Below are 17,165 nucleotides of genomic sequence, written 5' to 3'. Positions count from 1 at the left end.
GGCTGAGCGCGCCCGCTAATGGACGCCTATTCAGCGACCCGCAAGGAGTTTGGCACTAGCATGGCCGCTATGATCTCGCTGTCCCACATTTCCCGCCTCGCGCTTGCCGCGGCCCTCCTCATCCCGACCGCCGCAACGGCGAGCGAACTGACCCCCGAGCAAATGGCGTGGTATCGCGCCCAGATGGGGCTTGCGGCCTCATCGGGTCCGCCGCCGTCGACCAGCTCGGTCGGCGATGCGGTGATGGAATGGCGCCGCCTGACCGCGAACACCGGCGCATCCTTCGACCAGTTGTCGCGATTCCTGATGACCAACAAGGGCTGGCCCGACGCCGACAAGATGCGTAACCGCGCAGAAAAGGCGATCGCGATCGACAGCTTCGACCCGGCGCGCACCCTCGCCTATTTTCAGGCCTATCCGCCGCAGACCGCGAGCGGGCATTTGCGCTATGCGCTCGCCCTCAACGCCAGTGGCCGCCGCGACGAAGCCAATACCGCCGTGCGCCGCGCCTGGACCGGCGGGACGCTTGACGAAGCCGAAACAAACCGGGTGCTCAGCCTGTTCCCCGGCGCGATCAGCCTCGCCGACCATGATGCGCGGATGGACCGATTGCTCTGGTCCGGCGCCACCGCCGCCGCGAGCCGTCAGCTCGCCTATACTTCATCCGACAAGCGCGGCGTCTTTGCCGCACGCCTAGCGATGCGCAGCGGTGCAGTGGATGCCGCGATGCAGGCGTCGGCGGTCGAAAGCGCCAATCCGTCGCTGATCCGCTCCGACGCCGGCTATATTACCGACAAGGCGACATGGCTGCGCAAGTCCGGCCGCACCGGCGAAGCACGCGCCCTGCTCGCCGGGCCGCGCTCGCTCGCCAAGGCGCCGACCGATACCGAAGAATGGCTGGAAACCCTGCTCACCAACGCGCGCCAGGCCGACGCCGCGGGCGACAAGCAGACCGCCTATAATATAGCGCGCCAGCTCGACGACGCCTTCCCATCCGGCACCGTCATCCGCGAAACCGGACTCAGCGTGCGCGACGATTACACTTCGCTCGCCTGGCTCGCGGGGCAGCTCGCATATAAGGATCTCCGCCGCCCGGCCGAGGCGGTGCGCCTGTTCCACACCTATGGCGAAGCTGCACGCTCGGCGCAGACGCGCACCAAGGGTTTTTACTGGGCAGGCCGCGCAGCCCTGGCGGCGAGCGACCGCAACACCGCCAACACCCATTTCACCGATGCCGCGCAGCATTATGACCAATTTTACGGCCAATTGTCGCTCGAGCGGCTGAACCGGCCGCAACCCAAGCCGGCCGCAACCCCGAAGATTCAGGTCAGCAGCAATGAAAAGCGGGCATTCGAGGATGACCGGCTGGTCCGCGCGGCACGCGCGCTGGGCGAAATCGGCGCTTGGCGCGAACAGTCGCTGTTCCTGCGCGCGCTCGCGCAAAAGGCGACCTCACCCGCCGATCATGTGCTCGCGGGACAGCTTGCCACACAGATCGGCCGTCCCGACCTGGGCGTGATGATCGGCCGCAGCGCGCAGGCGAACAGCCTCGACGCGGTCGAAGTGTCGGGCTTTCCGACCGTCCGTGTCCCCGCCGGGCATGAAAGCAACTGGACCTTCATTCACGCGATCACGCGGCAGGAAAGCCAGTTCGACCGCGCCGCGATCAGCCACGCCGGCGCGCGCGGAATGATGCAGTTGATGCCCGGCACGGCGCGCGAAGTCGCGGGCAAGCTGGGGCTGAGCTATGACGCCGGGTCGCTGACCACCGACACCAATTACAACATGATGCTGGGATCGACCTATTTTCAGCAGATGCTGCGCTATTTCGGCGGCAGCTATCCGCTCGCGGTCGCCGCCTATAATGCCGGACCCGGCAATGTGAACAAATGGCTTCGTGCCAATGGCGACCCGCGCAGCGGCGGGATCGAGATGCTTGACTGGATCGAGGCGATCCCGATTTTCGAGACGAAGAATTACGTCCAGCGCGTGCTCGAAAACGCGGTCGTTTACGACACCCTTCGCGACGGCGGCGGGGCGCGGTCGCAGGCGCCGCTCAGCTTCTACCTCGGCAAGCGCACCCCCGGCTGACCAGCATGGCAGGGGAAAAGACGAACATCATCAGCCCGGCGGGCTTCGCCGCGCTGCGCGCCGAATATGATCTGCTGTTCGGCGACGAGCGGCCAAAGCTGGTCGAGGTGATCAGCTGGGCCGCGGGCAATGGCGACCGCAGCGAGAATGGCGACTATATCTATGGCCGCAAGCGATTGCGCGAGATCGACCGGCGGCTGACGTTCCTTGCGCGGCGGATGAAGGCGGCGCGTGTTGTCGATCCGGCCGAACAGCCCGACAAGGACCGGATCTGGTTCGGCGCCACTATCGAACTTGCCGACGACGACGATGCGCGGCGCACCGTCACATTGGTCGGCGATGACGAGGCCGACGCCGGCACTGGCCGCATCGGCTGGAACAGCCCGCTCGCCCGTTCGCTGCGCGGCGCAGCGGTAGGTGACCTGCGCACCGTCCACTTGCCCGCGGGGCCCAAGGAATGGGAAGTGATGGCGGTCAGCTACCCCTGATCGTTACTCCCCTATCCCGGCGATGAGGTCGCGCTGATCCTTGCGCAATTCGGGCAGATCACGCGCCAGTTTCGCCCAATGAACCGCTTCCTTCGGATCGGCTGCCACCCCCACTCCCTTGACATAGGCGTCGGCGAGGATCGCCCGCGATCCTGCAAAGCCCGCGCGCGCCGCGATGCCACAATCCTCGATCGCGACCGCCAGCGTCTTGTCGGCAAAATGGGCTTCGCACAGCCAATGATTGCCTTCGGGGTTGCCGCCATCGGCGATGCTGCGCAGCCGTGCCAGATTGGCGGCGCGCGTACCGGGGAAATAGGTGAGCGCGAACATTGCTGCGGGATGCCCCTTTTCCGCCGCCTCCATATAGAGTGCCTGCGAACGGACGAAGTCGGGCGTGCCGAATGTGCCCGCCGCCAGTCGATAGGCCAGATGCGTCTTCGCCTTCGAAAAGCCGGCATTTGACGCCGCGGTAAAAAGATCGAAGGCGCGCTTCACATTCTCGGGCGTCGGATCGGTTTCCAGGAGCAGATAGGCCAGTTCCTGCTGCCCCGCAGCAAAGCCCTGCGCCGCCGATTGCTCGAGATAGGCGCGGGCACGCGGCACATCCTTCTTCACCCCGACGCCTAGCGAAAACATATAGCCCGCGAGATGCTGCGCGAGCGGATGGCCGCCATCGGCCAGCGCCACCAGTTCCGCCGCCGCGTGGCGCGACAATATATCGGCGACGAGGATCGGTTCATCCTCTATCGCCAGCCGGTCGAGCGAAACATCCGCCAGCGGATCGGCTGCGGGTTTGACCGCGCCACGCGTCGCCGCTGTGGCGGAGGCGGCAGATGTTGTCATCGGAGCCACCGCATCGGCGTTGTCCGTACGCACGGCCGGAATTTCGGGCGGCGCGACGAGATAATAATCGTCGAACCAGCTGCCATAGTGGAAGGGCTGTTGCGGCCCCAGCTCCATGCCATAGGTCCGTTTATAGACCTCGCGCGACACGACCTTGAAATAATCCGAAATTTCGAGCCCCGGGATCGCCAGTTCCTTGACCACCGCGGCGGCGAAGGGGCTGACGGGCGATCCGACCGGCGCGAAATCAAGCGCAGGACGCCCCTTTGCCGTCGAATAGAAAACCGCACCCTGCCCGATATCGAGCAAGCCGAGCGGCGCCGAGCCCGCCTCCCCGCTTTTGACATCCGCATCTTCGACCCGCACCACCGGCTCGGCGGTGCGGCACGCATCGACGAACAACAGGGTAAAGGCACCGGCCGGGACGACATGCTTCACCAGCGCCTCGATCGATAGAAAGCGTTTTTCGACATCGGCACGGCGCGTCGCCGGCGGCGCGTCCATCGGCACCAGCCAGTTGCGCCCGCCATATTCGAAACCATGTCCGGCATAATAGATCAGCACCGACTTCGCGCCCTTCGCCTCGGCGGCGAAGCGCGCCAGTTCGGCATCGAGCGTGCCTTTGTCGGCGTTGCGGACGATCCGCGGCGCGATTCCGGCGCGGGCAAAGGCGTCGCAAACGAAATCGATATCGTTGACCGCGTTCTTCAGCGACGGCCATTCCCAGTCATTATAGGCGCTGTTGCCAATGAGCAGCGCGACCCGGTCGCCCGTGAGCGGCGCGGTACCGCAAATGGCCGCCGATTGAGCCTGCGCCATAGGGGCCATAGCCAGCGCAGCGAGCGTCGTCGCCGCGGAAATCCCGATCCGGCGCGCGTTGAAGATTCGCAGAAATCTGCGCAACTTCATTCTGAAATCGCATATTCGCGCCATCATCCTGTCCCCCGCAGCAACGGTAGGTCAGCGGCCGAATGTAGGAAAGCGCATTTTGCCCTGTGATCGCCATCACAATGTCGGGCATGACGTCCGGATAGAAGCAAAACACTTGGATTCGGCCAAAGGAGGGGTGCCATGGAACGAAGCCTGGTTTTTCTTGCGATCATGCTGGCGTCGGGCGCAGCCCATGCCGCATCGACGCACCCTGCTGCTTCAGCGATGAGCGACGCCGAATTACGCCGCCTGCTGGCGCCGGGCGAAGAGGTTGAGGCGCGGGTCGATGGCGATCTCAACGGCGACGGCGACCTCGACGCCGTGCTGGTATCGGTAAAGGATGATGACAGGACCGTTCGGGTCTTTTTCACCGCACGCAATGCCGCCCGCATCAGCCATGTCGCCGCCGGGAAATTCAACCTGCTGCCCGGGGCGCTGGGGCCAGCCGAACTGTCGATCGACAAGGGGGTGCTGGTCATCCGGGATTTGACCGGCGGTACGAGCGCGACATCGACCACCTATCGCTTTCGCGGTGAAGCCACCGCACCGAAACTGCGCCTGATCGGCCTCGACGCGACCGCCTATAGCCGTACCTATGCGCATGATGGCGCCGAGATGAGCTGGAACCTGCTGACCGGCGATATCATCACGGCGCAACTGAAGGTCGCGCCGGACGACAGCGATCGCGGGTATGACAAGGTCGGCGCAAAGCGCGCACGGCGGCCAGCCAGCACCTTCTATATGGAAAACACTCCCAACCCCGAGGACGAGCTGAACCTCATCATGGAGGGCAAATAAGCGCCCCGCCTCGTCTATTTGGCGAGAAGCGCGGGGATGATCCAGGCGGCCGACATGACGATTACCGCCCCGATCAGCGAGATCGCGAGGACATAGCGGACATTATGCCCTTTTACGCCGCCGCTCGCCTCTTCGTCGCTCATTTCGACATGCTCATCGACGATCTTCATGGTTCGCCTCCCTTGTGACTGTCCTTGTAGAACGCGGCTCGCCCGCGGGCGGTTCCCGCGGATGCGTTTGGGGAGAATATTGCCAGAGGGTCTGTAAGCCGGGTTCTGTCCACCCCTTTGCAGGGGATGGGCGATCATTCCTCTAGGCGAACGGTTACCCGAACGCTCAAGCAGTCAACCCGGACGGCTGGGCCGGAACCGACCCTGGATTGCTCCGTACCGTCCCTATTCGACCTTGCTCCCGGTGGGGTTTGCCGTGCCGCGCCTGTTACCAGCCGCGCGGTGCGCTCTTACCGCACCCTTTCACCTTTCGCCGGGCCGAAGCCTTTGGCGATCTACTCTCTGTGGCACTTTCCCTAATCCGCACGAACGCGCGAACCGCCGGACGTTATCCGGCACCGTGGTTTCCGTGGAGCCCGGACTTTCCTCCCCCGGCGGGATACCCCACCAGCGGCGATCGCCCGACCCTCTGGCGCGACCGTTATAGGCCAAAGTGACGACCGTACCAACGGAAATGAGAAGGGCGTCAGTTGCCCTCGGGCTGGGGCAGCAACAGCGCCAGCAGGATCGCACGGCACTCGCCATCGACCGTACCGTCGATGAGTTCGGTTCGAAAGCGGCGCTGAAAGGCGACCGTCGCGGCAAAGCCGTCGGTCACATCATAGCCAAAGCGTTCGAGGGCCAGCAGAAAGCCCGCGTCGGTCCACAAAGGATCGGTAAGCTTCTTGGTCGGTCGCGGCAGCGCAAGACGCCGGCGCGCCAGCTCCTCCCACGGGAACAGCTCGCCCGGATCCTGTTTGCGCGTCGGCGCGATGTCCGAATGGCCGACGACATTGCCGCGCGTGATTGCGTGGCGATCCTTGATCTGGTGGACGAGGCGGACGACCGACGAGACCTGTGGATCGGGAAAGGGCACATAGCCCCATTCATGTCCCGGATTGATAATCTCGATCCCGACGCTGGCCGAGTTGATGTCGCTGATGCCGCGCCAGTGCGACTTGCCGGCGTGCCAGGCGCGCTTTTCCTCCGCCACCATATGGATGATCTGGCCGTCCTCGCTGACGACATAATGCGCCGACACTTTTGCATCGGGATCGGCAAGCCGATCAATGGCTTCGGCGCCGGTCTTCATACCGGTATAATGAAGCACGATCATCGAAATGGGCAGTCCGCGCTCGTCGAAATTCGGTGACCAGCGCTCGATAAAATCGCTCATGCGGTTCGCGACCCATATTTGCCCCGCCCCGGTGCGGGAAGAGGCCTGACCTGCGCCAGCGCCGGGAAAATTGCAAGCTCAGGCCGCCGCAGCGCGGCGCACCTGCTGGTCGGCGGGCTCGTACAGCCCCCGCAGCCGCGGGCTGGCAACGAACTGGTCAGTTTGCCCCAGCACCGTTTCCCCTGCCCCGAGTACGAGGAAACTTTGCGGCGCAGCCATCGCACGCAACCGGGCAAAGGCCTTTTGCCGCATCGGCGCCGAGAAATAGAGCAGCAGGTTGCGGCAGAAGATCAGGTCGGCAGAGCGCGCCAGCGGCGGCCGGTCGGTGAGCATATTCTGCACCGAAAAATCGATCCGGCGCCGCAAATCCGCCTTGGCCAGCCACCCGGTTTCGGTCTGGTCGAACCAGCGTACCATGCGCTGTACCGGCAGGCCGCGCTGGATTTCGAACTGGCTGTAAAGCCCGATGCGCGCGCGGCCGATCGCGTGACAGCTGACGTCGGTGCCGACGATATCGACCTGCCAGCCCGCCCATTTGTCGCCCTGTTCGGCGATCAGCATCGCCAGCGAATAGGCCTCCTGCCCCGTCGACACGCCGCAATGCCAGACCGTCACACGCCGCCTGTCGGCATTGATGGCCCGGATTTTCTCAAGCGCCGTCTCGGCAATGTCGTCGAACACACTGTGTTCCCGGTAAAAAAATGTCTCGTTGTTCAGCATTGCATCGACCGTATCGTCGAGCAATTGTCGGCTGTTCGACATCACCAGTGCGGCGACAAGTGCGTCGAGATCGGCGATGCCATGGCGCTGCATGACCGGTTTCAGCGACATTTCGATGCGCCAGATGCGGTTCGGCGACAGGGTTTGGCCGGTTCGCGATTCGAGCACTCCCATCAGGATACGGTAGACCGATTCGCTGGCCGTCCCGCCCATCATGGCTTGCGGCGTCCGGGCAGGAAGCGGCCGAGCATCAGCGCGATCGCATCGGGGTCGAGCGTCGCGACGGCGAGCCCGGCCTTGGCGACGGCTCCCGGCATGCCCCAGACGACACAGCTTTCGGGCGCCTGGGCAAAGATGGTGCCGCCGACAGACTTCAATCGCGCCGCCCCCAGCACCCCGTCGCGGCCCATGCCGCTGAGGATCACGGCGACGCCGCGCCTGCCGTAAACATCGGCCACCGCGCCGATCATCGGATCGGCCGAGGGGCAACAGCCATTTTCGACCGGGTGGCGATCGAGCAGGATGTCGCGGCGGCTGCCATTGGCGACCACCATCAGATGCGCATCCCCCGGCGCCAGATAGATATGACCGCGTTCGACCGCCATGCCAGCTTCGGCAACATGGACCTGCCGGTTGGTCATCGTCGCAATCTGCTTTGCGTAAAATTCCATGAACGCGTCGGGCAGATGCTGTGTCAGCAGTATGGGCGCGGTGATGCGTGGGTCGAGATGAGCGAGGAAATTGGCGAAAGCCGGAATGCCGCCGGTCGATGCCGCGACCGCGATACATTCAATTGGCTGGTCCGTTTCGATCACCACCGCGACCGGCACCGAGACCGGGCGCTGTACGGAGCGGACGGTTGCCGGAAGCGGCGGCTGGTCACCCAGCGCCAGGATGCGTTCGGTCAACACTTCGGCGAAACGGCCGGAGAAACTGCCGCGCCCCGGCTTGGCGAGCGTATCGCTGGCACCCAGTGACAGCGCCTCGATCGCTGCCGGGCCGCCCTCGACGCAGTTGGACGACAGGATCAGCACGCGCGCTTTCGCGGCGCGCTCCAATATATGCGGCAGTGCGTCGATGCCGTTCATCCCCGGCATTTCGATATCGAGAATGACGACATCAACCGATTCGCAGGCCAGATAGGCCAGCGCGTCATGCGCCGAGGCGACCGAGGCACAGATTTTCAGTGCCGGATGCTGGTCGACGATGCGTTCGAGAATGCTGCGCACGACCAGACTGTCATCGACCAACATGACCCGAATCGTGCGCGTCGATCGCGCGGGATCCGAAATCAGGGGTTGCGGCCGGGCCATGGCGACAGCCTCAAGCGACCCCGACGAGCTGCAATTTCCCTTCGAGCGTTTCGCGATCGAACGGCTTCATCACATATTCGTCAGCACCCGCTTCGATCGCGGTCCGGATATGGTCGATGCTATTTTCGGTCGTACAGAAGACGACGCGTGGGCGTTCTTCATGCCCATAGTCCAGGTCATTGAAGGCGCCCAGAAACTCCATTCCGCTCATCACCGGCATATTCCAGTCGAGAAGGATGACATCGGGACGATTGGTGCGACAAAAGGTCAGCGCCTCCAGCCCGTCGGCGGCCTCATCGACCGCAAAGGACATGCTTTCAAGGATATGGCGCGCGACTTTGCGAATCACTTTGCTATCATCGACGACCAGACAGGATTTCGACATTCTTTTACTCCGACCCCCCGGGTTTTTTTGCAATCTACGGTGAAGGAGTGTCCAGCCCGTTAATGACATGGATGTTCATGCGGCTTTTGCGACGGGTAAGGTGATGAAATGAGAGGGATCCACCACGAGCAGCGTCGCGCCGTCATGCTCGATCATCGCTTCGGCGACGCGCGCCCAGCCCGGCAGCAGCTTGCCTGTGATGCGCGTCTCGGCCGCTTCGATGAAACAGACGTCCTCAATCTCGTCGGCGAGCAGCGCATAGCCATGATCGGCAACATCGACGACGATCACCCGCTGCCCCGCTGCAACGACCACCGACGGCAGGCCGACGACGACATGCGGGTCGATCAGCGTGAAGACGCGGCTGCGCAACGCGAACAGCCCGGCGACATGTGGCGGCGCGGCGGGCACCTCGACCGGTGTGCCGACGGTCACCACCGAATGGATCGCGCGGCTGCGCAGCGCAACGCGCGTGTCGGCGATGCGCGCGATCAGGTAAAGCTTTTCCATCATGCGCGGCCTCCCATGATCTGGCGGTGCAGCGCATCGAGCAGCGCCTGGCGGTCGTAGCGATAGACGGTCGGATCGTCGGGGCCTGAGGCGGCGGCGGCGGCGCGCAGCCGGATCACCGGCACGTCGCTGGCCGCATGGTCATACCGCCCCTCTTCGCCCGACAGGCAAAGCAGAACATCAGGCGTTTCGTCGTCGCCCGCATCGCTGCTGGCGACCCGATAGCCCGCGTGACGCAGGATCGGCGCAAGGAAATTGGCCCCCCAGCCATCATGATCGTCGGCCAGATGGCACAGCGGCTGGTGGATCGCGGGCGCCACGGCACCGACGGCATATTGCTCCATCAGCCAATAGGGGTCGATCAGTTCGACCGGATCGCCGCCGACGAGCACGACGCCCGCGATCAGCCCGGGTGAAGCAGCGGGCTGCACCCCGTCGGGCAGGCGGACGATGTCGATCACCGCCGCGATCGGATAGCAGAGCACAGCGCGGCCATCGTAGAGGCGCAGCAGCTTCACGTTGCCTTTGTCCTCGGGCAATTTTCCGGCGTGAACGGGGAAAATATCGTCACCGATCTGCACCTGGACACGGCCAGCGCTTTCGAACAGCGCCGACGCCGACACTTCCTCGACGCGCTCGATCACCGACAGGCGGACACCGCGAATCCGGTCGCCGACATCGCGGAAAAGCAGGAGCTGCACCGCGTTGCGCGCCGCGGCCGCCTCGGCCTCGGCTTCGGCGCCATGATCCTGATTGCGGCCCGCTTCGCTCGCGTCGACGCCCGCCACGGCCAGCATGCCCTGCACATCGAGCAACAGCACGGGGCGGCCATTGTCGGGCAAGGTCGTGCCGGCATAGAGGCCGGTCGCCATGATCATCGGTGCCGCCGGCTTGATCACCAGTTCCTCCTGGTCATGGATCGCCGCGACGCTGAGCGCATAGCTTTGCCCCTGCCCCGGCCGGACGATAACCAGCGCGCGATCGTCGATGTCATCGCGGTGATCGCGCGCGCGTCCCAGCACGGTCTCGAGCCGCAGCAGCGGAAAGGGCTCGCCGCGTACCGTCGCCATTTCGCCGCCGCCGATGCGGTCGATCCGCACCGTATCGCTGCTTTCGAGCAATATTTCGCGCACCGATCCGCGCGGGATGGCAAATTCATGCCCCGCCGCGCGTACCATCAATCCCGATATGATCGTCAGCGTCATCGGCACGCGCAGCAGGATCGAAAGCCCCTTGCCCACTTCATTGCGCAGCTCGACGACACCGCCGATCTTTTCGACATTGGATTTGACGATATCCATGCCGACGCCGCGCCCCGAAATTGCCGTGATTTCCGCTGCCGTCGAAAAACCCGGGCGGAAGATCAGTTCCAGCTTTTCGCGCGCGCTCAGCGCACGCGCTTCGGTCGCGGTGACGACGCGCGCCGCAATCGCCTTTGCGACCAGCGCGTCGGGCGACAGGCCGCGGCCGTCGTCGCGGATCGCAACTTCAATCTGGTTGCCCGACTGGCGCGCCGAAACGAAAATCGTCGCGGTGATATCCTTGCCCGCCGCGACACGCCCGTCGATCGCCTCAATGCCATGGTCGATCGCGTTGCGGACGATATGGATCAGCGGATCGCGGATATTTTCCATCATCTCGCGATCGAGTTCGACCTCTCCACCGCTGGTCGCGAATTTGACCTTCTTGCCAAGGTCGCGCGCGAGATCGCGGACGATACGCGGCAGGGGCGCGAACAATTTGTCGATGCGCTGCATCCGCATCTGACTGACCGACTGGCGCATTCCGGCGATCGAATCGGACAGGCGTTCGAACGAAGCGATGACCGAAGCATCGGCGCCCGATTCCCGTAACATGCGCGCAAATTCGTTGCGCGCGAGCACGATGTCGGTGACGCCAGTCATCACGCTGTCGAGCAGCGGCAGCGGCACGCGGATCGAACGCCAACCCTGCAATTCGGCGCTGAGATCATCTTCGCGGCGCAGCTGGATTTCGATGGCTGCGGGTTCGGTCGCAGCATTGGCCTCCGCCCTAGCGAGCGCGCCGATCACGAGACTGTCGTCGCCTGCGGGCTCCACCCCGGCAGCGGCCAGCCTGCCGCACAGTTCGGACAGGCGATCGACGATGCCAAGCACCCCTGTGACCAGCGCGCCATCGGCTGGACGCTTGCCTCGCCGGACCTGGTCGAGCGCATCCTCCGCCGCGTGCGACAGCGCGGTGACGCGCGGCAGCGCGAGAAAACCCGAACTACCCTTGATTGTGTGAACCAGCCGGAAAATGGCGTCGAGCCGCTCACGGTCAGCCGGCTCCGCTTCCCACGCCACCAGCGCCCCGCCGGCTTCGGCGAGAATTTCCGCCGTTTCGGCCAGGAAATCGTTCAGCAGATCGTCCATCACGGTGTCGGTGCGCCCCAAAATTCGAAGCGCAACCATGGCGTATAATGGTTAAGGGAGACTTTACCGATACGGGCGAGACCATGGCATGGCGACTAGCCAAGCCGAAAGGAGGCGAAACTCCTCATCGCAGCGCAACCAGCCCCACCGTCTGGAGCCCACGCATGGCCTCTCACCCTTGCGTCTCGCTTGGCGGGGCCACCATGTTTCGCGCCGACCCCTTCATTCCGCTACTCGGTGCTATCTTCCAAATGGCGCTTTTCACGCGCGCGGCGGCGTTCGATTTTGCGGTGGTGGGTGTTGTGGCGCAGATAGACGACAGCCGCGACCGCAGCCGCCACCATGAGGGCGATCATCACATAAGCAATCCAGAGCCTGGTCGAGATAATATTCACTCCTCGCGACATGCATCTTCAGCGCGAGAATAGGATACCCCTGGCCGGGGGATAGGTTCCGCCGAAAGGACGGCCTGCGCTTACCCCCGACCGCGCAGAACCGCGCCGACGAGCAAGGTGGTGGGCGTTTCGCGCGCCAGCATGACCGTGCCGTTGTTCTGCGCCGCGACCGCCTGAACCAGCGCTGCGGGCGCTGTGCGCGAGGTCATCGGGCTGGCGGCTTCGCCTTCGGCGAGGATGCGTTCGACATCGGCGTCGAGGAACATGCGCTCAGCCTCGACATGCAGCGCAATTTCGATCGCATCACCCTGTTTTTCGCAGCCAATATCGAGCCGGCCACCGCGCACCAGTGCATCGACGAGAAGCAATGACAGGTTGAGGATGATCTTCACCGCCGGCTTCGGCAGCGGGTCCGAACCGATCATCCAGTTGAGGTCGATCGCGCGGTCGCCGATGATCCCCTGAATCGCCGATCTGGCCTCGTCGGCCGGGACCAGTTCGCCAAAGCCACCGGCCGATCCGAAGGCAAGACGAAAGAATTTCAACTTGTTCGCGGACGTCCGCGCACTTTGTTCGAGCAGCTCAAAGCAGCGCTCGCGCATCGCCGGGTCTTTTTCGTCGGCGAGCAGTTCGAGGCCGTTGGCGAAAGCGCCGACCGGGCTCAACAAATCGTGACACAGGCGCGAAGCCAGCATGGAGGCGAAATCGACGCGATCGTCGGTCATGATTAAAGTGGCTCCCCAGCGCAGTATCCGGACGTCCCCGGCATGAGCCCGCTCCTAGGCCACGCATGCCCCGAAGGGCAAGCGCGATGCGCCGGGGCACCCTGCCCTTTTCCTTCGTCACGCCGGACTTGATCAGGGAGCCATGTCGCCGCCGTGGAATGGATGCCGGATCAAGCCGGGCGTGACGAAAGGGGTGTCGACGCGCTTGTCCCCTTGAATTTCGGCGCCCGAAAACCACATCGAGATCAATGCAGGGGGACGACAACATATTGACCGTGGCGCTGGCCGACAGCGCGGCCGGACTACGCCTGGACCGGGCGCTCACCGAAGCATTGCCCGACCTGTCGCGCGAGCGGGTGAAGAGCCTGATCAAGAACGGACATGTCGCCGATGCCCGCGGCACCCTGTTGCTCGACCCTTCGGCCAAGGCCGTTGCCCCGGCTACGCTCGAACTGCGGATGCCCAAGCCCACTCCGACGCACAATGCCGCGCAGGACCTCGATCTCGTCATCGCCTATGAAGACGAGCATCTGATCGTCGTCGACAAGCCCGCGGGCATGGTCGTCCATCCCGCCGCGGGCAATTTCGACGGCACCCTCGTCAACGCGCTGCTTCACCATTGCGCAGGCCAGCTTTCGGGCGTCGGCGGCGTCGCGCGGCCGGGGATCGTCCACCGGATCGACAAGGATACGAGCGGGCTGATCGTCGCCGCCAAGCATGACCGCGCGCACGAAGGGCTGGCGAAACAATTCGCCGCGCACAGCATCGATCGCCGCTATCTGGCGATCGTGACGGGTCGCCCGATGCCCGCCAATGGCACGGTGGACGCGGCGCTCGGCCGGTCGAGCACCAACCGCAAGAAAATGGCCGTCGTCGCCGAAGGGCGCGGCAAGCATGCGATCACCCATTATCGCACTGTCGAACCGCTGAAGGGCGCAACGCTGGTCGAATGTCAGCTCGAAACCGGACGCACCCATCAGGTGCGCGTCCACATGACGCACATCGGCCATCCGCTGGTCGGCGACCCGGTCTATGGACGCGCCAAAAAGCCGCTGTCGGACGTGCTGAAAGCGCAGAATTTCGTGCGGCAGGCATTGCACGCGGCCCGTTTGGGCTTTATTCATCCAGTAACTGGTAACAGCATCGCGCTCGACAGTGGACTGCCCCCCGATATGCGGGAACTGATCGACATATTGCGCGTTTAGGTTTCGAATGAAAATCTATCTCGACCGCCGGAAGCAACCGGGGCAACATGGTTTTATGATTTTAGGGAAGACGCTTTCCAATGGCTAACAAAAGCAATGTTCCGGCTACGGTTCCAGCGCTCGGCGGCGAAGCCAGCCTGAACCGCTACCTGTCGGAAATCCGCAAATTCCCCCTGCTCACCCCCGAGCAGGAATATATGCTCGCGAAGCGATTCCAGGAGCATGGCGACAATGAAGCTGCGGCGCAGCTCGTCACCTCGCACCTTCGGCTCGTGGCGAAGATCGCCATGGGCTACCGCGGCTATGGCCTGCCGGTCAGCGAGCTCATCTCCGAAGGCAATATCGGCCTGATGCAGGGGGTGAAGAAATTCGACCCCGAACGCGGCTTCCGCCTCGCCACCTATGCGATGTGGTGGATTCGCGCGTCGATCCAGGAATTCATCCTGCGGTCGTGGAGCCTTGTCAAAATGGGCACCACCGCAGCGCAGAAGAAATTATTCTTCAACCTGCGCCGGATGAAGAATAGCCTGGAGGCTTTCGAGGACGGCGACCTGTCGCCCGAACATCTGACCAAGATCGCAACCGACCTGGGCGTCACCGAGGACGAAGTCACCAGCATGAACCGTCGCATGGCGATGGGCGGCGACACCTCGCTGAACGTCCCGATGGGCGAGGATGGTGACAGCCAGTGGCAGGATCTGCTGGGCGACGAAGGCCCGTTGCAGGACGAGCGTGTCGCCGAGGCACAGGAACGCGACGTGCGCCATGGGTTGCTCAACGAAGCACTCGACACGCTGAACGAGCGTGAACGCCACATCCTGACCGAACGCCGCCTGACCGACGACCCCAAGACGCTGGAGGATCTGAGCCAGGTTTATGATGTCAGCCGCGAACGCGTCCGCCAGATCGAGGTGCGCGCATTTGAAAAACTGCAAAAGGCGATGCTGAAGCTTGCCGGCGACCGGCGGCTGATCAACGCCTGAGCCCCCTGGGCTCAACTGCGCGGCGGGCATAGCCGGATTGTCCGGCAGAAGGAGTGCATATCATGCGTTTCCTGTCGCTCGCCGCCGCCGCTCTGGCCCTCACCGTCCCCGTTTTCGCTGCCGAACAGGCAGAAAAGGTGACGGTGGTGTTGGCCAATTTCAGCTACACCCCCGCCGACCTGCACCTGAAATCCGGGCGCAATATGGCGATCCATTTCGTCAACAAAGGGTCGGGCGGTCATGATTTCACCGCGCCGGAATTCTTCGCCGCCGCGACGATGGACGCCGCGAACCGCGCGAAGGTGAGGGGCGCCGAAGGCCGCGTCTCGCTGGGCAAGGGCGAGAGCATAGACGTCATACTGACACCCGGGGCCGGGACCTATAAAGTCCATTGCTCGCACTTCATGCACAGCAGCCTGGGCATGAAGGGAAAGATAGTGGTCGATTGATCCCAAAGCGCCGCGCGTTTGACTCGCGGGCGCAAAGGCCTAGCCTCCCCCCACTGGACGGATTGAAGGGGAGACATATCATGTGGAAATGGATCCGTATTCCCAAGGGTATCGCGCTGCTGGCCTTCCTGCTGCCATGGATGACCGTCAGCTGCTCGAACCAACCGCTTGCCGAAGCGAGCGGCTTCGGCCTTGCCTTTGGCCGCGTTAATGCGCTGGGCCGCGCGGCGCAGATCGGCGACAACGCCGCCATGAATGTCTGGCTGATCCTGGCCCTGCTCGCGATCGCGGGCGGGCTGTTCCTGCTCTTCACCCGCGGGCGCGAGGCGGCCAGACTGGTGCTCGGCACGTCGGCAGCCGCATTCGTCCTGATCCTTGCGGGCACCTGGCGCTACACCAAGGATGCGATTCTTGCTGAGGCGGCCGAAAACGGGGCGGGAAACAGCATGGATCAGGCTGCGCTGGCGATGATCCAGGTCAATTGGCACTTCGGCTATTGGCTCGCGCTCCTGTCGCTGATCGCTTCTATCGTGATGGCGTGGCTGGTGATGAGCGGCAAGGAAGTCGAGGCCGAGGCGAAAATGCGCGCACTCGCCGCCGAAGCCAGTGATGCGGCCAAGGCCGCCACTGCCAAGGCCAATGACGCGATCGACGCGGCGAAAGACAAGAAAGACGACGAGCCGCCGAAGAGCTGAGGCCAAACCAGCCGTTCTCGGGCAGCCGCCCTAGAACCGCTGCACAAAGCCGAGATAGAGCTGCATGTCCGGGCTGTTGTCGTTGAGCCCGATGTTGGCCCCAATATCCCATTGGCTGTCGTCGTCAGGCTGCCAACCCGCCGAAATGCCGCCGAGCAGCTCGGTGGCATGACCTGCGGGATCACGATCGCGAACCGCCGCAAACTCGATCGCCATCGACAGATTGTCCGATACGCCAAACCCCACTCCAGCGGTCGCGCCATAGGCAAGGTGTCGTCCCTTGCCGTCGCCGTCGGTCGCGGCGGCAAGCTGCGGCGTCAGACCTAGCGACGCGCCGCCCAGTTCGACACTCGCGGGTAGCAAAAGCCCTGCTCCCCAATCGCCCGCGCCGATCGACTGTCCGCCCACCGGCAGCGTGACATAGGGCATCGCGGCGACCGAAAAGCCCGAACCGTCCGGGTTGCGGAGGTTCTGGCGCAGCGCGATCGTCACATCGCCGATGTCGGTCCGCGTCGCGACCGTTCCCGACGCCCGGTCACGCTCGCGAACCCGGCCCAGGGCGGTCCAGCCAATCTGCGCCTCCAGCGACGGCGTCAGCCCGACGCGCAGCAAGGCATCGCCCGCGACCATGATGTCGGTCTGTAACGACCCGTCGCGATCGCGCGTCCAATCGCCGATCCCGATTTCAAGGACGATATCGCCATCATCGACCGTGCAGGCGGGTGTGCCGAGCCCCGGACGATCCGGGCAAAGATCGCGCCGTTCCTGCGCGCCCGCAGGGACGACAGAGACCAGGGCTGCCACCATCCCGAACGTCCGCCACATCATCACATCCCCCGCCTTTGCGATCCGCACT

At 64.0% G+C, this 17,165-nt stretch carries 18 protein-coding genes and 1 other RNA gene; 7 read left to right on the top strand and 12 right to left on the bottom strand.

Features of this window, described 5'->3' with window-relative positions; all coding sequences use genetic code 11:
- Positions 1–60: 60 nt before the first annotated feature.
- Together CDQ91_RS19315 and greB are read left to right on the top strand one after the other, a co-directional pair.
- Positions 61–2,091 carry a lytic transglycosylase domain-containing protein gene (locus CDQ91_RS19315; RefSeq protein WP_088474365.1) on the top strand — a complete coding sequence of 677 codons (2,031 nt, stop codon included), beginning with the start codon at positions 61–63 and terminating at the stop codon, positions 2,089–2,091.
- Positions 2,092–2,096: 5 nt separating this feature from the next.
- Positions 2,097–2,579 (top strand): transcription elongation factor GreB, encoded by a 483-nt coding sequence (gene greB / locus CDQ91_RS19310; RefSeq protein WP_088474337.1) that lies wholly within the window; start codon positions 2,097–2,099, stop codon positions 2,577–2,579.
- A 3-nt stretch (positions 2,580–2,582) separates the two neighbouring features.
- Here greB and CDQ91_RS19305 read toward each other — a convergent pair whose 3' ends face one another.
- The gene (locus CDQ91_RS19305; RefSeq protein ID WP_158213729.1) at positions 2,583–4,331 is read right to left on the bottom strand and encodes a caspase family protein; all 1,749 of its coding nucleotides are present in this window, start codon (positions 4,329–4,331) and stop codon (positions 2,583–2,585) included.
- A gap of 162 nt (positions 4,332–4,493) precedes the next feature.
- Between CDQ91_RS19305 and CDQ91_RS19300 the strand changes: the two genes are divergently transcribed.
- Positions 4,494–5,150, top strand: a complete 657-nt coding sequence (locus CDQ91_RS19300; RefSeq protein ID WP_088474335.1) for a hypothetical protein — start codon at positions 4,494–4,496, stop codon at positions 5,148–5,150.
- 14 nt (positions 5,151–5,164) lie between these two features.
- Here the strand turns inward: CDQ91_RS19300 and CDQ91_RS21355 are convergent, their stop codons facing one another.
- From CDQ91_RS21355 to CDQ91_RS19260, 10 genes are all read right to left on the bottom strand, one after another.
- Entirely contained in the window at positions 5,165–5,320 is a 156-nt protein-coding gene (locus CDQ91_RS21355) for a hypothetical protein (RefSeq protein ID WP_158213728.1), read from the bottom strand.
- Positions 5,321–5,398: 78 nt separating this feature from the next.
- An RNA gene (gene rnpB / locus CDQ91_RS19295) (RNase P RNA component class A) lies at positions 5,399–5,793 on the bottom strand.
- Between the two features lie 53 nt (positions 5,794–5,846).
- A complete protein-coding gene (locus CDQ91_RS19290) occupies positions 5,847–6,536 on the bottom strand; it encodes an N-acetylmuramoyl-L-alanine amidase (protein ID WP_088474334.1) in 690 nt (229 codons plus the stop codon).
- A gap of 78 nt (positions 6,537–6,614) precedes the next feature.
- A complete protein-coding gene (locus CDQ91_RS19285; RefSeq protein ID WP_088474333.1) occupies positions 6,615–7,472 on the bottom strand; it encodes a CheR family methyltransferase in 858 nt (285 codons plus the stop codon).
- Complete coding sequence (locus CDQ91_RS19280; protein WP_237246067.1) at positions 7,469–8,509, bottom strand: chemotaxis protein CheB; 1,041 nt, start codon at positions 8,507–8,509, stop codon at positions 7,469–7,471. The genes CDQ91_RS19285 and CDQ91_RS19280 overlap by 4 nt, the downstream gene beginning before the upstream one ends.
- Positions 8,510–8,579: 70 nt before the next feature.
- Positions 8,580–8,954: a response regulator gene (locus CDQ91_RS19275; protein ID WP_088474331.1), complete on the bottom strand. Its 375-nt coding sequence runs from the start codon at positions 8,952–8,954 to the stop codon at positions 8,580–8,582.
- A 75-nt stretch (positions 8,955–9,029) separates the two neighbouring features.
- Positions 9,030–9,467: a chemotaxis protein CheW gene (locus CDQ91_RS19270; RefSeq protein ID WP_088474330.1), complete on the bottom strand. Its 438-nt coding sequence runs from the start codon at positions 9,465–9,467 to the stop codon at positions 9,030–9,032.
- On the bottom strand, positions 9,464–11,896 hold the full coding sequence (locus CDQ91_RS19265; RefSeq protein WP_237246066.1) for a chemotaxis protein CheA: 2,433 nt from the start codon (positions 11,894–11,896) through the stop codon (positions 9,464–9,466). Before CDQ91_RS19265 ends, CDQ91_RS19270 begins: the two co-directional genes overlap by 4 nt.
- Positions 11,897–12,087: 191 nt before the next feature.
- On the bottom strand, positions 12,088–12,216 hold the full coding sequence (locus tag CDQ91_RS21915) for a hypothetical protein (protein ID WP_272897625.1): 129 nt from the start codon (positions 12,214–12,216) through the stop codon (positions 12,088–12,090).
- A gap of 116 nt (positions 12,217–12,332) precedes the next feature.
- Complete coding sequence (locus CDQ91_RS19260) at positions 12,333–12,977, bottom strand: histidine phosphotransferase family protein (protein ID WP_088474329.1); 645 nt, start codon at positions 12,975–12,977, stop codon at positions 12,333–12,335.
- A 248-nt stretch (positions 12,978–13,225) separates the two neighbouring features.
- Here CDQ91_RS19260 and CDQ91_RS19255 point away from each other — a divergent pair, with 248 nt between their 5' ends.
- From CDQ91_RS19255 to CDQ91_RS19240, 4 genes are all read left to right on the top strand, one after another.
- A complete protein-coding gene (locus tag CDQ91_RS19255; RefSeq protein ID WP_088474328.1) occupies positions 13,226–14,182 on the top strand; it encodes an RluA family pseudouridine synthase in 957 nt (318 codons plus the stop codon).
- 80 nt (positions 14,183–14,262) lie between these two features.
- Positions 14,263–15,165, top strand: coding sequence for an RNA polymerase sigma factor RpoH (rpoH, locus tag CDQ91_RS19250; protein ID WP_088474327.1), 903 nt, complete (start codon positions 14,263–14,265; stop codon positions 15,163–15,165).
- A gap of 62 nt (positions 15,166–15,227) precedes the next feature.
- Complete coding sequence (locus CDQ91_RS19245) at positions 15,228–15,614, top strand: cupredoxin domain-containing protein (RefSeq protein WP_088474326.1); 387 nt, start codon at positions 15,228–15,230, stop codon at positions 15,612–15,614.
- A gap of 80 nt (positions 15,615–15,694) precedes the next feature.
- Positions 15,695–16,309, top strand: a complete 615-nt coding sequence (locus CDQ91_RS19240; RefSeq protein ID WP_088474325.1) for a hypothetical protein — start codon at positions 15,695–15,697, stop codon at positions 16,307–16,309.
- A 30-nt stretch (positions 16,310–16,339) separates the two neighbouring features.
- On the opposite strand, the gene CDQ91_RS19235 is transcribed toward CDQ91_RS19240, so the two are convergent.
- Entirely contained in the window at positions 16,340–17,137 is a 798-nt protein-coding gene (locus tag CDQ91_RS19235; RefSeq protein ID WP_088474324.1) for a transporter, read from the bottom strand.
- Positions 17,138–17,165: the final 28 nt, after the last annotated feature.

Origin of the sequence: Sphingopyxis witflariensis, assembly GCF_002205635.1 — a bacterium.
GTDB lineage: Bacteria > Pseudomonadota > Alphaproteobacteria > Sphingomonadales > Sphingomonadaceae > Sphingopyxis > Sphingopyxis witflariensis.
Note: the sequence above shows the minus strand (reverse complement) of the source record. Positions and strands in the feature narration are given on the sequence as shown.

What these genes read in the sequence shown, in the direction of transcription:
- CDQ91_RS19260 (WP_088474329.1), bottom strand. Translation starts at nt 12,977, where the DNA reads ATGACCGACGATCGCGTCGATTTCGCCTCCATGCTGGCTTCGCGCCTG.
- CDQ91_RS19305 (WP_158213729.1), bottom strand. Translation starts at nt 4,331, where the DNA reads ATGAAGTTGCGCAGATTTCTGCGAATCTTCAACGCGCGCCGGATCGGG.
- CDQ91_RS19315 (WP_088474365.1), top strand. Translation starts at nt 61, where the DNA reads ATGGCCGCTATGATCTCGCTGTCCCACATTTCCCGCCTCGCGCTTGCC.
- CDQ91_RS19235 (WP_088474324.1), bottom strand. Translation starts at nt 17,137, where the DNA reads ATGATGTGGCGGACGTTCGGGATGGTGGCAGCCCTGGTCTCTGTCGTC.
- CDQ91_RS19255 (WP_088474328.1), top strand. Translation starts at nt 13,226, where the DNA reads ATGCAGGGGGACGACAACATATTGACCGTGGCGCTGGCCGACAGCGCG.
- CDQ91_RS19285 (WP_088474333.1), bottom strand. Translation starts at nt 7,472, where the DNA reads ATGATGGGCGGGACGGCCAGCGAATCGGTCTACCGTATCCTGATGGGA.
- CDQ91_RS19290 (WP_088474334.1), bottom strand. Translation starts at nt 6,536, where the DNA reads ATGAGCGATTTTATCGAGCGCTGGTCACCGAATTTCGACGAGCGCGGA.
- CDQ91_RS19265 (WP_237246066.1), bottom strand. Translation starts at nt 11,896, where the DNA reads ATGGTTGCGCTTCGAATTTTGGGGCGCACCGACACCGTGATGGACGAT.
- CDQ91_RS21355 (WP_158213728.1), bottom strand. Translation starts at nt 5,320, where the DNA reads ATGAAGATCGTCGATGAGCATGTCGAAATGAGCGACGAAGAGGCGAGC.
- CDQ91_RS19275 (WP_088474331.1), bottom strand. Translation starts at nt 8,954, where the DNA reads ATGTCGAAATCCTGTCTGGTCGTCGATGATAGCAAAGTGATTCGCAAA.
- rpoH (WP_088474327.1), top strand. Translation starts at nt 14,263, where the DNA reads ATGGCTAACAAAAGCAATGTTCCGGCTACGGTTCCAGCGCTCGGCGGC.
- greB (WP_088474337.1), top strand. Translation starts at nt 2,097, where the DNA reads ATGGCAGGGGAAAAGACGAACATCATCAGCCCGGCGGGCTTCGCCGCG.
- CDQ91_RS19245 (WP_088474326.1), top strand. Translation starts at nt 15,228, where the DNA reads ATGCGTTTCCTGTCGCTCGCCGCCGCCGCTCTGGCCCTCACCGTCCCC.
- CDQ91_RS19240 (WP_088474325.1), top strand. Translation starts at nt 15,695, where the DNA reads ATGTGGAAATGGATCCGTATTCCCAAGGGTATCGCGCTGCTGGCCTTC.
- CDQ91_RS19300 (WP_088474335.1), top strand. Translation starts at nt 4,494, where the DNA reads ATGGAACGAAGCCTGGTTTTTCTTGCGATCATGCTGGCGTCGGGCGCA.
- CDQ91_RS19280 (WP_237246067.1), bottom strand. Translation starts at nt 8,509, where the DNA reads ATGTTGGTCGATGACAGTCTGGTCGTGCGCAGCATTCTCGAACGCATC.
- CDQ91_RS19270 (WP_088474330.1), bottom strand. Translation starts at nt 9,467, where the DNA reads ATGATGGAAAAGCTTTACCTGATCGCGCGCATCGCCGACACGCGCGTT.